The organism is Pararhodobacter aggregans, assembly GCF_003075525.1.
Taxonomy (GTDB): domain Bacteria; phylum Pseudomonadota; class Alphaproteobacteria; order Rhodobacterales; family Rhodobacteraceae; genus Pararhodobacter; species Pararhodobacter aggregans.
On sequence record NZ_QDDR01000001.1, the window covers coordinates 34,020 to 48,004 of the forward strand.

At 67.9% G+C, this 13,985-nt stretch carries 13 protein-coding genes; 5 read left to right on the forward strand and 8 right to left on the reverse strand.

Annotation, left to right across the window (positions count from 1 at the left end; all coding sequences use genetic code 11):
* Positions 1-361 precede the first annotated feature (361 nt).
* Positions 362-1,828 (reverse strand): sodium:solute symporter family protein, encoded by a 1,467-nt coding sequence (locus tag DDE23_RS00190; protein ID WP_107754530.1) that lies wholly within the window; start codon positions 1,826-1,828, stop codon positions 362-364.
* Complete coding sequence (locus DDE23_RS00195) at positions 1,828-2,016, reverse strand: hypothetical protein (RefSeq protein WP_107754531.1); 189 nt, start codon at positions 2,014-2,016, stop codon at positions 1,828-1,830. The genes DDE23_RS00190 and DDE23_RS00195 overlap by 1 nt, the downstream gene beginning before the upstream one ends.
* A 197-nt stretch (positions 2,017-2,213) precedes the next feature.
* Here DDE23_RS00195 and hisA point away from each other — a divergent pair, with 197 nt between their 5' ends.
* Entirely contained in the window at positions 2,214-2,936 is a 723-nt protein-coding gene (gene hisA / locus DDE23_RS00200) for a 1-(5-phosphoribosyl)-5-[(5-phosphoribosylamino)methylideneamino]imidazole-4-carboxamide isomerase (protein ID WP_107754532.1), read from the forward strand.
* A gap of 105 nt (positions 2,937-3,041) precedes the next feature.
* On the opposite strand, the gene DDE23_RS00205 is transcribed toward hisA, so the two are convergent.
* Positions 3,042-3,254 carry a hypothetical protein gene (locus DDE23_RS00205; protein ID WP_107754533.1) on the reverse strand — a complete coding sequence of 71 codons (213 nt, stop codon included), beginning with the start codon at positions 3,252-3,254 and terminating at the stop codon, positions 3,042-3,044.
* A 108-nt stretch (positions 3,255-3,362) separates the two neighbouring features.
* Between DDE23_RS00205 and DDE23_RS00210 the strand changes: the two genes are divergently transcribed.
* Positions 3,363-4,058: a helix-turn-helix transcriptional regulator gene (locus tag DDE23_RS00210; RefSeq protein WP_107754534.1), complete on the forward strand. Its 696-nt coding sequence runs from the start codon at positions 3,363-3,365 to the stop codon at positions 4,056-4,058.
* Between the two features lie 309 nt (positions 4,059-4,367).
* Positions 4,368-5,306: an endonuclease domain-containing protein gene (locus DDE23_RS00215; RefSeq protein ID WP_133239502.1), complete on the forward strand. Its 939-nt coding sequence runs from the start codon at positions 4,368-4,370 to the stop codon at positions 5,304-5,306.
* A 348-nt stretch (positions 5,307-5,654) separates the two neighbouring features.
* Here DDE23_RS00215 and DDE23_RS00225 read toward each other — a convergent pair whose 3' ends face one another.
* From DDE23_RS00225 to DDE23_RS00240, 4 genes are all read right to left on the reverse strand, one after another.
* Positions 5,655-6,407, reverse strand: coding sequence for an SDR family oxidoreductase (locus DDE23_RS00225; RefSeq protein WP_107754536.1), 753 nt, complete (start codon positions 6,405-6,407; stop codon positions 5,655-5,657).
* Between the two features lie 212 nt (positions 6,408-6,619).
* Positions 6,620-6,913: a GNAT family N-acetyltransferase gene (locus DDE23_RS00230; RefSeq protein ID WP_107754537.1), complete on the reverse strand. Its 294-nt coding sequence runs from the start codon at positions 6,911-6,913 to the stop codon at positions 6,620-6,622.
* Positions 6,903-7,544 (reverse strand): CoA transferase subunit B, encoded by a 642-nt coding sequence (locus DDE23_RS00235; protein ID WP_107754538.1) that lies wholly within the window; start codon positions 7,542-7,544, stop codon positions 6,903-6,905. Before DDE23_RS00235 ends, DDE23_RS00230 begins: the two co-directional genes overlap by 11 nt.
* Positions 7,545-7,547: 3 nt before the next feature.
* Entirely contained in the window at positions 7,548-8,252 is a 705-nt protein-coding gene (locus DDE23_RS00240) for a CoA transferase subunit A (RefSeq protein WP_107754539.1), read from the reverse strand.
* Positions 8,253-8,380: 128 nt separating this feature from the next.
* On the opposite strand from DDE23_RS00240, the gene DDE23_RS00245 reads away from it, so the two are divergent.
* Together DDE23_RS00245 and DDE23_RS00250 are read left to right on the forward strand one after the other, a co-directional pair.
* Entirely contained in the window at positions 8,381-10,234 is a 1,854-nt protein-coding gene (locus DDE23_RS00245; protein WP_157957939.1) for a phospholipase D-like domain-containing protein, read from the forward strand.
* A 74-nt stretch (positions 10,235-10,308) separates the two neighbouring features.
* Positions 10,309-11,208, forward strand: a complete 900-nt coding sequence (locus tag DDE23_RS00250) for an MBL fold metallo-hydrolase (protein WP_107754541.1) — start codon at positions 10,309-10,311, stop codon at positions 11,206-11,208.
* Positions 11,209-11,211: 3 nt separating this feature from the next.
* On the opposite strand, the gene topA is transcribed toward DDE23_RS00250, so the two are convergent.
* A complete protein-coding gene (gene topA, locus DDE23_RS00255; protein ID WP_107754542.1) occupies positions 11,212-13,827 on the reverse strand; it encodes a type I DNA topoisomerase in 2,616 nt (871 codons plus the stop codon).
* Between the last annotated feature and the right edge of the window lie 158 nt (positions 13,828-13,985).

The window sequence follows — 13,985 nt, forward strand, 5'->3', positions numbered from 1 at the left end:
GACCAACGGCGCGGCGTGCCGCCGCGCCGAAGAAAGGGGGGCCGTCTGCCCCCCTCTGCCCTGCGGGCATTCACCCCCCGAGGATATTTGAAGAACGAAGAAGGCGGCTTAACGCCCTCTTAACTTGCATCTTTGTTCTCTAAATATCCTCGGGGGTTTCCAAAGGGGGCCCGAGGGTCCCCTTTGGCGGGGGGTGAGCGGCGTCTCGGAAACGCGCCAGTGGCGCGTTTCAGCCGCGAACGCCGCGCCCGTGGCGCGGCCGGGAGCCGAGGGGGCTGGCCCCCCGCTCCTTCCCGGCCCGGCTCAAGCGCCAGAGCATCTCGGCCGGTCGTCCCTCAATATCGTCAGCGCCAAGCAGCCGTTACCAGGCGTTGACCCGGTCCAGATCCGGCCGCAGCTCGGCGGCGAAGTCGAGCGCCTCGGGACGGGGGCGGGTGACGAGCGAGACGAGGACGAAGAGCCCGAGGCTCAGGCCCCCGACGCTCAGCGCCAGCACCGGGTTGAACACGCTGACGCCCTGCACCATCGCCATCCAGACCGCGAGCGCGGCGCCGCCGAGGATCGAGGCCAGCGCCCCGGCCGCCGTCGCCCGGTGCCAGAAGAAGGCGCCGATGGTGGCGGGCACGGTGACCATCAGCCCGGCGGCCGAGAGGGCGGCGAGCTGGTCGACCACGGTCGCCTTCTGCACCGCGAAGAGGCTGGCGAACAGGATCACCAGGATCACCACCACCCGGCCGGTCAGGATCTGTGCCCGTGGCGGGGCGTCGGTCATCACGTCGCGCGCCACCATCGCCGCCAGGGTCAGGGCGATGGAATCGAGGGTCGAGACCGCCGCAGCGAGGATGCCGAGGATCAGCAGCACCGCCACCGGTGCCGGAATCGCGCCCGAGGTCAGCAGCGCGGGCGTCGCGGTCGCCGTATTCTCGAGCCCCGGGGCCAGTTGCAGCGCGGCAAAGCCCCAGATCACCGCGATCAGCGTGAAGGCGAGGCCGAAGCCCAGCACCCAGAAGATCATCCGCCGCATCGCCGCCATATCCTTCAGGATGAAGAGCCGCTGGCTGACCTGCGGGTTCGAGATGGCGAAGAAGAACCAGGGCAGCGACAGCGCGGTGAAGGTGCCGAGGCTCCAGAGCCCCGGGCCGGGGACCGAGAGATGGCTGCCGTGCGTCTCCAGCGTGGCCTGCGCGAAGGCGCCCCAGCCCCCCAGCGCCGCCACGGCGAAGAGGATGGCCAGCACGGCCGAGCCCATCATCACCACCGCCTGCACCGCATCGGTCCAGGCGACCGAGCGGATGCCCGCGAAAAGCGTCCAGAGCGCGGCCAGCAGCGCGCCGGTCGCTACCGCCTGGGTCAGCGTGATCTCGCCCCCGGTGACGCCCGACAGCAGCAGCCCGATGCCCGCCATCTGCGTCGTGCAATAGGGCATCAGGAACACCAGCGCGACCAGCGCCGCCGCCCGGGCGACCCAGCGCGAGCCATAGCGCGCGCCCAGCATCTCGGCCGGAGAGATGAAGCCCCAGCGTTTCGCAGCCAGCCAGAAGCGGGGGGCGAAGATCACCAGGAGGCCGAGGCCCGCGAAATAGATCAGCTCGAAGCCCAGCGCGCCGATGCCGCCGCGGTAGGTGAGGCCGGTGAGCACCACCAGCATGAAGGCCGAATAGGTGGTGGCCGCATAGGAAAGGCCTGCCACCATGCCGCCGAAGCGACGGTTGCCGAGGTAATAATCCTCGGCGGTGCCGGTGTTTTCGCGCGTGGCGCGCCAGGCGATGAGCAGGCCGAAACCGGCGAAACCGGCGATGGCGCTCCAGATCAGGATGGGGGAAAGCATCAGCGGTCCCTCCATCCGGCCGCGCCCAGCGCGATCAACACGATGACGGCCAGCCCGAAGCCACCCCAGAAGAGCGCGATGCTCCAGCCGATACTGCCCGCCAGCGGCCCGTAGGGGACCGCCGCCCCGAGGAACACCAGCACCGCCAGCGCCCCCAGCCATGCGGCAAAGCCGCTCCGTCCCGTCATGGTCACTTCTCCCCTGTGCCCCTGCGATGAACGGGCGGGTGTAGGAGGATGCCGGGCCCAAGGCAAGCGAAAACGACCTTGAGCCTTGATATATAACGATTTTTGACTATACGGTCAAGCAACAGCGCGGGGTGAGACGGGGTTTGCATCCGGGCGCGGGCTTGGGTAAACCCGCGCAGGCAAATTCGGAGTTGGTCATGATCCTCTATCCCGCCATCGACCTGAAAGACGGGCAATGCGTGCGGCTCTACAAGGGCGAGATGGAGAAGGCGACGGTCTTCAGCGACGATCCGGCGGCGCAGGCGCTGGCCTTTCAGACGCAGGGGGCGGAGTGGATCCACCTTGTCGACCTGAACGGCGCTTTCGCGGGCAAGCCGGTGAACGCGGCGGCGGTCGAGGGGATCTTGCAAGCGGTTTCAGTGCCTTGCCAGCTGGGCGGCGGCATCCGCGACATGGCGACGATCGAGGCCTGGCTCGTCAAGGGTCTGGCGCGGGTGATCCTGGGCACCGTCGCGGTCGAGAACCCCGATCTGGTCCGGCAGGCAGCGCGGGCCTTCCCGGGGCAGGTCGCGGTCGGGATCGACGCCCGCAAGGGGCAGGTCGCGACCAAGGGCTGGGCCGAGGAGACCGACATGAAGGTCACCGAACTGGCGCTTGCCTTCGAGGACGCCGGGGTCGCCGCGATCATCTATACCGACATCGACCGCGACGGGGCGATGCAGGGGCCGAATGTGGCGGCGACGGCGGAACTCGCCTGGGCGACCTCGATCCCGGTGATCGCCTCGGGCGGGGTCTCGTCGCTCGCGGATCTCACGGCGCTGAAAGAGACGGGGGCGCCGCTGAACGGGGTGATCTCGGGCCGGGCGCTCTATGACGGCAAGCTCGATCTGGGCGAGGCGCTGCGGCTGCTGAAAGCCTGAGCCTGGGCTGTCCCATGCTTGGGACAGCCTGCCGGTGTCAGCAATTGCAATCGGTTACTGGATTCCGTCAGGGGTTTGGTCGGGCTGTCCCGGGGCCGGGCACCCTCAGGCGTCGCGCCGCCTGAGGCTCAGGCGGGCGAGCCGCGCCCGGAGCGTCGCCTGCCGTTCCCCGCAACCCGTCGCCAGCGGGGCCGCCTGCCGGTCGGCAATCCAGGCAGCCTCGACCTCGCGCCCCGTGAGCGACCGCTCCCGGCCCCCGGCATCCGTCCAGGGCCCCAGACGCAGGGCGAGAAGGGTTGCGTGGTCATACCAGCTCATGCGCGGACCTCCTGTATCGGCCCGGGGACAATCGCGGATCGCTCCTGACATGGTGTTGTCAGGAGGGGGGCCTATACTGGCAGGAGTTCCCTCTACCCCCGGCGCCCCATGAAAAAGTCGAACCGTCTCTTCGAGACCATCCAGATCTTCCGCGCTGCCCGGGGGCCCTTGCGCGCCGAGGATCTGGCCGCGCGGCTCGAGGTCTCGGTGCGCACGGTCTATCGCGACATCGCCGCGCTGCAGGCGATGCGGACGCCGATCCTGGGCGAACCGGGGATCGGCTATGTCCTGCGCCGGGGCTATGACCTGCCGCCCCTCAATTTCGACGAGGAAGAGGTCGAGGCGCTGCGCGTGGGTCTTGGCATGCTCAGCCGCTCGGGCGACCGCTCGCTGCGCCGGGCGGCCGCACGGATCTCGGCCAAGATCGACGCCTTGCAGGTGCCTGCCGACTGGCTGCAGGTCTCGCCCTGGGGCGCGCCCGAGGACGATCCGGCGCTGGGCTGCGTCTCGATCTCGATGCTGCGGGCGGCGGTGCGGGACGAACGGGTGCTCAGGATCGACTACGAGGACGGCGAGGGCCAGCGCACCACCCGCACCATCCGGCCCATCGGCATCGTCTACCACATCAACGCGGTGCTGGTCGCCGCCTGGTGCGAACTCCGCGCCGGCCTGCGCCACTTCCGCACCGACCGCATCCACGCCTGCACCCCCACCGGCGCCACCTTCCCCGGCCAGGGCGACGTCTTCCGCGCCGTCTGGGCGGAGCAGAACCGTTGGGAGGGGGGCGGAGAGGGGGCCTCGTGACCGCAGGCCCGGTTGCAGGAGGTGGGCCGGGCCCTCAGGGGCCGGGGGTGAAGTGTCCCCTGCGTGGGGCAGGTTATTGGGTTGAGGGATTCCAGGGGGTTAGGTTCGGGTGTTAGGGTTTTGGTAGGAATGCCCCGTGGGACAACCAGCCGCCCTGCCGTCTTGCACCCCGAGCGGGGAGGACTGCTTGCCCTTCGCGTTCGACCGCAAATGCCGGGTCTCGTAGGAAGCCAGCCAGCCCCCTCACAAATGCCACAATGGCTGCAATAATCGGAAAGTGTAACCGAGCCCGAGGGGAGCCTCTGCTTGTTGTCCATTGCGGTCATCGGCTTTCAGGCGGCCATCGTCGCGTCTTTGCTTGTCGCGCGGGTTCTGGGGGGCCTGTTCAACAAGCCCGCCCTGCTGGTCGGGGTGGCTCTGGCATGGACCGCCTTCACCTTCGCTTTCGTCTTTGCCTCGCCCCTTATCCTCTTGCAGCTCTGCGTCATCTGGGGCGTCACTGCCTGGCTGACGCCCAAATCCGACACGACGGTGCGCGGGCCGGCGGCCGCCGCGCGGCCCGATTTCCTCGACGCGCTGACTGAGAATGACGAGGCCTGGCTGACGCATTTTCAGGATCGCTGCGAATCTCCGGCCGAACTGGCTTTCCTTGACGCCATGGCTTCCGCCTTCAACCTGACACCGAACCGAGGGCGACTGCAGGGAGACGGGCTGTCTTTGCGGCTACAAGTCCCGGTGTTGTCGTACCGGCTGGACTTTCTGGTCGACGACGATCTGGTGGTCGAAATCGACGGGGCGCTCTGGCATTCCTCGCCCGAAGCGAAGGCGCGTGATGCGGCCCGCGACAAGGCGCTATCGGCCGAAGGTTATCGGATCCTGCGGGTTCCGGCCAGGATTGCCCTCTACAAACCGGCGGAGGCGGTGCGGCGTGTCCGACAGGCGCAAGCCGAGTGGCGTGCCCAGACGGGAGAACCTGGCCCAGGGATTCCGGCCCGCCCTGCCGAGGCGGACCCGTGGGCGCAGATCACGGACTGGATTCCTTTGCCGGACCATGGCCGGAAAGATCCCGCTGTGACGCTGGCCCCATCGTCAGGCCTTGTGGCGCCGGACCGCGACGACTTCCTCAAGCGTGTGGCTGAGCAATCGGAAGAGGCGCTCCGGGTCTTGAAGATTGATCTTGATCGGGCCTCCGAACGGCCCAACATCTTTGAGGAGATGATTGAGGGGCATGAACGGCGCGGAAGGTAACGGCCGTTCAATGACCATCAGGCCGGGACGGCCCCCGGGCCATGGGAACCCGGGAACGGGCCTGCGATCTGCTCGTGAACCCATCGGGTCCCGGAAAGCCCCGCTGGCGGCCTGTCCCCAGAGCGGCGGGCCCTGCGCGACAAAGGTTGCCCGGGATGCGGCGCGCTCCGGGGCAGAGGCCGGGTCCCTGTTGTGGACCGGCAGCCCCCTCACCCCTGAAACACATCCGCCCGGTCCGGGTGTTTCCGGCGCCGGGCGTTGACGAAGGGGCAGAGGGGGACGATCCTGACGCCCTCGGCGCGGGCGTCAAGATCAGGGCGTGACGGGCCGATGACCGGTTCGCGTGCCTCAGAGTTTGTTGATCGAGTTTCCGCCGTCCGCGATCATTGCCGTCCCGGTCACGAAAGACCCATGATCGGACAGAAGGAAGAGAGCGGCCCGCGCGATCTCGGACGGGTCGGCCATGCGCTTCAGCGCGTGGAAGCCCCGCACGATCTCGTGATAGCCGGCATCCTCTCCTGCCATCGGCGTCAGGGTGCCGCCAGGCAGGAGGGCGTTGACGCGGATGTTCTCGGGCCCGTGTTCCGCCGCCAGCACCTGGGTCATGCCGATCAGGCCCGCCTTTGCCGCGGCATAGGCGCCCATGCCGGGCAGCCCGATCGTGTGCCCGACAAAGGAGGAGGTGAAGACAATCGAGCCGCCGCCGCGTTTGCGCATCGCCGGTATCTGATGCTTTGCCGCATAGAATCCGCTGTTGAGATTCACTGACATCACCTTGTGCCAGTTGCTCTCGTCCATGTCGGGGATCGGCCCGATGTCCCCTGTGGTGCCGGCATTGTTGAAGGCGCCATCAAGACCGCCGAAGCGCTCTTGCGCGCGTTTCACCAGTGCTTCCGCGTAGCCGTTTTCTTCAACGTCTCCGGCGATGAAATCCGCTTCGCCACCGTCAGCCGAAATCTCGTTGACGATGCGCTCAAGCAGTTCGGCACGGCGCGCACCGAGGACCAGTCTTGCGCCCTCGGCCGCGAAAATCCTCGCAGCCGAGGCGCCGATGCCGGTGCTTGCGCCGGTAATGATGATAGTCTTGCCGTCCAGAAGCATGCCAGTCTCCGTCTGATGATGTGACGGGAACTGCTTAAGCAATGGCTGGCCGGTCGCTCGACCCGGTTCATGCGCAAACGCCCCTCGTTCGAGCGACGGCACCCGCCATTCATTTCTGCTGCGGCGTTCGGGCTCCGGCCGGTCCGTTCGAAGCGCTCCGACCCAAGGTCGGTTCAGGGCCGCTACCGGCCCCTCAGCGCGTCAAAGTCCGCTCACCCCTGAAACACATCCGCCCATTCCGGGTGCTTCCGGCGCTGGGCGTTGACGAAGGGGCAGAGGGGGACGATCTTGACGCCCTCGGCGCGGGCGTCGGCGACCAGCCGCTGGACCAAGGCAAGGCCCGCGCCAGTGCCCCGGAACGCATCCGGGACGCCGGTGTGGTCGGCGATGATCAGGGTCGGCGTGGTGATGGAATAGGTCAGCTCGGCCTCCACGCCCTCCTTGCGGATGACGTAGCGGCCCTTCGAACCCGAGACCTCGCGCTCGATCACGGGCTCAGCCGACAATGGTCGCCTCCGTCGCGGCGCGCAGGTCGGCCTCGGTCACGCCGTCCGCACATTCGACGATCTTCAGCCCGCCCGGCACCACGTCCAGGACGCCCAGGTTGGTGATGATGCGGTCGACCACGCCCTTGCCGGTCAGGGGCAGGGTGCAGGCCTTCAACACCTTGGAATCGCCGTGTTTCGAGGTGTGGTCCATGACCACGATCACCCGGCCCACGCCGGCCACCAGATCCATGGCGCCGCCCATGCCCTTCACCAGCTTGCCGGGCACCATCCAGTTCGCGAGGTCACCCTCTTCCGAGACTTCCATCCCGCCGAGGATCGCCGCGGCGATCTTGCCGCCGCGGATCATGGCGAACGAGGTGGCAGAATCGAAATAGGCGGTGCGGGGCAGTTCGGTGATGGTCTGCTTGCCGGCGTTGATGAGGTCGGGGTCTTCCTCGCCCTCATAGGGGAAGGGGCCCATGCCGAGCATGCCGTTTTCCGATTGCAGCGTGATGTCCTTGTCGCCGACGTAATTGGCAACGAGCGTCGGGATGCCGATCCCGAGGTTCACATACATCCCGTCTTCGAGTTCAAGCGCCGCGCGGGCGGCCATCTGGTTGCGGTCCCAACCTTTGATTTCGCTGGCCATGACTCAAGCCTCCTGACGCTTGCGGGTGGTGCGCTGCTCGATGCGCTTCTCGTGCTGGCCCTGGATCAGGCGGTGCACATAGATGCCGGGCAGGTGGATGTGGTCGGGGTCGAGCGAACCGGCGGGCACGATCTCCTCGACCTCGACAACGCAGACCTTGCCGCAAGTGGCGGCAGGCGGGTTGAAGTTGCGCGAGGTCTTGCGGAACACGAGGTTGCCGGTCTCGTCGGCCTTCCAGGCCTTGACGATCGCCAGATCCATGACCAGCCCGGTTTCCAGGATATAGGTCTGGCCGTTGAAATCCTTGTGTTCCTTGCCCTCGGCGATCACCGTGCCGACGCCGGTCTTGGTATAGAACCCGGGGATCCCGGCGCCACCGGCGCGCATCCGTTCGGCCAGCGTGCCCTGGGGATTGAACTCCAGCTCCAGCTCGCCCGAGAGGTACTGGCGCATGAATTCCGCGTTCTCGCCCACATAGGAGGAGATCATCTTCTTGACCTGCCGGGTCTCCAGCAGCTGGCCGAGGCCGAAGCCGTCGACACCGGCGTTGTTCGAGGCGACGGTCAGGTCCTTGGTCCCGGCGTCGCGGATCGCCGCGATCAGAAGTTCCGGGATGCCGCACAGGCCGAAACCGCCCGCCGCAATGGTCATCCCGTCGAACAGGAGGCCGTCCAGGGCCTCGGCGGCCGAGCCGTAGATTTTCTGCATGTTTTCCCCCGTATCAGGCGCAATGGTTGTGACGCGGCACTGCGGCGAAGTCAATTGTCGCGGGGGCAGCGGGCGGGGTGCCTTGCGGATGCGCGCGGCCGAAGTATGGTGCTGCGATGATTTTCGGGGTGAGACGCCTGCTATTCGCTGCGATGCTGGCGCTGACGGCCTGTGCCGCAGTGCGGGGCGGGCCTGCGCCCGATCAGGTCCCGCTGGTCGAGCCGGTGCCGGGCGGGCGCCACGCGATCACCTATCTGACCCTGACCGACGCCGGCCCTGCCGAGGGCCAGACCCGCGCCTATTTCGACGGGCGCGGCGCGGCGCGGGCCTCGGTCACGTTCCTCGCGCATGGGGCGGGGGCCTATGGCATCAGCGCCACCTGCGACGGCCGGGCACGGGTGCGGCGGGCCGAGGGCGAGCTGTCGGTTCCGGCCTGGATCCCGGCGGGACAGCCCGTCGCCCTGCGCCTGCAACCGGGCGAGCGGGGCGAGAGCCTGCTGGATCTGGCGCCCGAGGTCCGCGATTGCGCCCTGTCGATCCGGCCGGGCGGGCGGAGGGGCTGGGTGCTGGATCTGGCGCGCGAGGAAACGGCGTTGCCGCGGATCGCCGCACTGGATGCCCCGGTCGAGGCCTGCGTGGGCGGCGGCGAGGGGCCGCTGCAACGGGCGATGATGGCGACGGGCAATCTGTCGGCGACCTGCCCGATGCAGGCAGGGCCGATGCAATTCCTGGCCGATGGCGCCGAGGCCCTGAACGCACGGGTCGAGGCGCTGACCGGCCGCCGCCTGTCCGAGGCGGCGCTGGAGACGGGCGATCCCGACCTGCCGCTCGATTTCTCGAACGCGCCACAGCTTGACCTCATCTACATCAACTATCTGAACATGAACGCGGATTTCGCGGGTTACCTGACTGCGCGGATGCTGGCCTGGCACGCGGAGCGGGGCACCATCGTACGGATGATGATCTCGGACGTGATGCTGACGGACACCGACCGGGCGCTGTTCGAGGGGCTGGCCGCGACCTATCCGACCATCGAGGTGCAGCCCTATCGCATGCCGATCGAGGCGGCGCGCGGTTTCGAGGGGCAGTTCGCGCATCTGCACCGGGTGACGCATGTGAAGCTCTTCGCCACCGTCGCGCGCGAGCCCGGGCGCTCCATCGCCCTGATCGGCGGGCGCAACATCCACGAGGGGTATTTCTTCCCCGAGCCGCGCGACCTGTCGGGCTTCCCCTTCCTGCATCAATACGACCCCGAGGAAATGCGCATCACCGGCGGCTTCACCGCCTATGACGATTTCGAACTGGCCTTCACCGGCGACGCTCAGGTGCTGCGGATCGTGCGGCAGATGGGGGCGCTGTGGCACCGCGACGCGCAAACCCAGGCGATGCTGCCGCCCGCGCCCGGCGGCGGGCCGGTCGGCGCCCTGCCCGAGGGCAGCATGCGGCACTTCATCTCGGTCCCCTATGCCGACGGGGCGGCGATGGAGGGTTGGGTCGCGGGCCTCATCGACGCGGCGCAGGACCGGATCCGCATCGCCTCGCCCTATCTGAACCTGACGCCCGAGATCGAGGCGGCGTTTCAGCGGGCCCGGGCCCGGGGGGTGCGGGTCGATGTGGTGGCGACGGTGCGGGTGCGCGAGGCGACGGATTTCATGGTCACCGGCTTCAACCGCCGTTTCGGCAATCTGGAAGGCGACTGGCTGAATTTCTACGATTACGATCCCGAGCCCCGGTTGATGCACACCAAGCTGATCGTCATAGACGACCATCTGGTGGTGGCGGGGTCGGTGAACCTGAACCAGCGCTCGTTCCTGCATGATCTGGAAAATGGCGTGGTGGTGCTGGACCGGGGGCTGGCGGCCCGGGCCGACCGGCTGATCCAGTCCTATATCGACCGGGCCGAGCGGGTCTCGCCGGGGCAGGAGATGTCGGGCTGGATGCGCTTCCTGTCGCGCTTTGGTTTCATCGAGCGGGCTTTCTGAGGGCGGGGCCGCGGATCAGGTAACCGGCGGGGCGCCGGGCCTGTTCCCCTTTGGCAGAGCAGAGGAGCACCGCCATGCTGCATTTCCCCGCCACCGCCGATCCCGCCAGCCCCGATGTCGCGGCGCTTTACGACAAGGCCACGGGCTCGTGGCAATATATCGTCTCGGACCCCGGGACGGGGGCGGCGCTGATCGTCGATCCGGTGCTGGATTTCGATCCCGTCGCGGCGGCGACCGGCACCGGCAATGCCGAGGCGCTGCTGGCCCATGTCGCGGCGAAGGGGCTGGAGGTGGGGCTGATCGTCGACACCCATCCCCATGCCGACCATCTGAGCGCGGCGCATTGGCTGGCCGGGCGGCTGGGCGCGCGGATGGCGACCGGGCAGCGGGTGCTGGGGGTGCAGCGGCTCTGGGCCGATTACTACGCCGACGAGGGCCTGACCGATCAGCCCGGGCATTGGGACCGGCTTTTCGCCGACGAGGACGGTTTCGCGCTGGGCGGGCTGAAGGGGCGGGTGGTGCTGGCGGCGGGGCATACCATGGCCTCGGTCAGCCTGCAGGTGGGCGACGCTCTCTTTGCCCATGACACGCTGATGATGCCCGACAGCGGCACGGCCCGGGCGGATTTCCCCGGCGGCTCGGCCGAGGCGCTGTGGCAGACGATCCGCGCCACCCTCGACCTGCCCGGGGAGACGCGGGTCTTCATCGGCCACGACTACGGCAAGGACGGGCGCGAGCCTGCCTGCTTGGCAACGGTGGCCGAGCATCGGCGGGAGAATATCCACGTCCGCGACGGGGTCTCGCGCGAGAGTTTCCTGCGGCTGAGAACGGAACGGGACGCGACGCTGCCGCTGCCCGACCGGATGCTGATGGCCTTGCAGGTCAATCTGCGGGGCGGTCGGCTGCCCGAGCCGGACGCCGAGGGACGCCGCGTGCTGCGCGTCCCCCTCGACCGGTTCGACGCCCGCGGCTGAGGGCTATTCCTCGGCCGCGGCCTTCTTGGTGGTTTTCTTCGCTGCGGGCTTCTTCGCCGCCGGTTTCTTGGCGGCGGGTTTCTTGGCGGGCTTCGCCTCGCCATCCGCCGCCGCGGCCTTCGCCTTCGGCGCGGCCTTCTTCTTGCCCTTGGGCGCTGCGCCGGCCTTGGCGGCGATCAGCTCCAGCGCCTGTTCCAGCGTCACCTCCGAAGGCTCCACGCCCTTGGGCAGGGTCGCGTTGACCTTTTCCCATTTGACGTACGGCCCGTAGCGGCCGGGCATCACCTGGATCGGCCCGCCCTCCGGGTGATCGCCCAGCACTTTCAGCGGCTGCGCAGCGGCGCCCCGGCCGGGACCGCGGGCCAGTTTCTGCGCCAGAACCTCGACCGCGCGGTTCATGCCGATGGTGAAGACCTCATCGACCTCGGGCAGGTTGGCATAGGTCGAGCCATGTTTCACATAGGGGCCGAAGCGGCCGATCCCGGCCTCGACCGCGACGCCATCCTCGGGGTGCTGGCCGATGAGGCGCGGCAGGTCCAGCAGCGAGACGGCCTTTTCCAGATCCATCTCATCGGGCGCCCAGCCCTTCGGCAGGCTCGAGCGTGGCGGTTTCGGCTGTTCCGCCGTCACCTCGCCGCGCTGGACATAGGGCCCGAAGCGCCCCGAACGCAGGCTGATCGCGTCGCCCTTGTCGTGGCCCAGCAGCTTCCCCTCGCCCGACAGCTCGCTGTCGCCTTCATCACCCGACAAGGGCCGGGTGTAGCGGCATTCGGGATAATTGGTGCAGCCGATGAAGGCCCCGCCCGAGCGCGCGGTCTTCAGGTTCAGCCGCCCCTTGCCGCAGGTCGGGCAGACCCGGGGGTCCGAGCCATCCTCGCGCGGCGGATAGAGATGCGGCGCCAGAACCTCGTCGATCTTTTCCAGCACCTCGGTGATGCGCAGATCGGCGGTCTCCGCCAGCGCCGCCGAGAAATCGCGCCAGAAGCGGGCCAGCACATCCTTGTAATCGCGCGATCCCGCCGAGATGTCGTCGAGCTGTTCCTCCAGATCGGCGGTGAAATCGTATTCCAGATACTTGCCGAAATAGGACGTCAGGAAGATGGTGACCAGCCGCCCCTTGTCCTCGGGGATCAGGCGGTTCTTGTCTTTCTTGACATAGCCGCGCTCCTGGATCGTGGTGACGATCGAGGCATAGGTCGAGGGGCGGCCGATGCCCAGTTCTTCCATGCGCTTGACCAGCGTCGCCTCGGTGTAGCGGGGCGGCGGCTGGGTGAAATGCTGCTCGGGCGTGACCTGCTTCTTGGCGACCGCCTCGCCCTGATTGAGCTGCGGCAGGCGGCCTTCGTCGCCCTCCTCCTCGTCGCGGCCTTCCTCATAGACCTTGAGGAAGCCGTCAAACAGCACGACCTGGCCGGTCGCGCGCAGCCCGACCTGACCGTCTTTCGAGCCGATCTCGACCGTGGTGCGTTCCATCCGGGCCGATTCCATCTGGCAGGCGATGGTGCGCTTCCAGATCAGCTCATAGAGGCGGCGCTGGTCGACCTCGGACAGGCGCAGGCTGTCGGGGTCCGCGGCCATGTCGGTCGGCCGGATGCATTCATGCGCTTCCTGCGCGTTCTTGGCCTTGTTCTTGTAAAGGCGCGGCGCGGCGGGGACGTATTCCTTGCCATAGCGCTTTTCGACCTCGGCCCGGGTCTGGGTCACCGCCTCGGGCGCCATGTCGATGCCGTCGGTCCGCATATAGGTGATGTGCCCGGCCTCGTAGAGGCGCTGCGCCGCGGCCATGGTCTGCTTGGCGCCCATGCCGAACTTGCGGCTGGCCTCCTGCTGCAGGGTCGAGGTCATGAAGGGCGCCGACGGGTTGCGCGAGGCGGGCTTGGCCTCGACCGATTGCACGCTGAGGTCGCGCTTGGTCACCGCATCGACCGCCAGCTCGGCCGCGGCCTGGGTGGCAAGGTCGAAGCGGTCCAACTTCTTGCCGCCGAGGCTGACGAGGCGGGCGCTGAACTCGGCCCCGCGCGGGTTCTTCAGATCGGCGGTGACCGACCAGTATTCCCGGGCGCGGAAGGCCTCGACCTCCATCTCGCGCTCGACGATCAGGCGCAGGCAGACCGATTGCACCCGGCCCGCCGACCGCGCGCCGGGCAGTTTCCGCCACAGCACCGGCGACAGGTTGAAGCCCACCAGATAATCCAGCGCGCGGCGGGCCAGATAGGCCTCGACCAGCGGTGCATCGACCTGGCGGGGGTGCTTCATCGCCTCCTGGATCGCCGTCTTGGTGATGGCGTTGAAGGTGACGCGGCTGACATTCTTGTTCTTGAGCTTCTTCTCCAGCGCCTGTTCCAGATGCCAGGAAATCGCCTCGCCCTCGCGGTCAGGGTCGGTGGCGAGGATCAGCGTGTCGTCGTCCTGCAGCGCGTCGGTGATCGCCTTAATGTGCTTCTTGGAGTCGCTGGCGACTTCCCATTTCATGGTGAAATCGTGCTCGGGATCGACCGATCCGTCCTTGGCAGGAAGGTCGCGAACATGCCCGAACGAGGCCAGAACCGTGAAGCCGGGACCCAGATACTTGTTGATGGTCTTGGCCTTGGCCGGGGACTCGACGACGACGACTGCCATGCAAACCTCTGATTGAAAACGCCCTTTTCGGCAAGACGCCAGGGCGAGCGGCCTGTGCCGCGCCGCATAGATGGGGGCGAACAGGGGTGGATGTCAATCTGGCGGGGGATTCGGCCCCGGCAAGAGGGGCCGCGGCGGGCGGTGGTTTCGACCGGCAA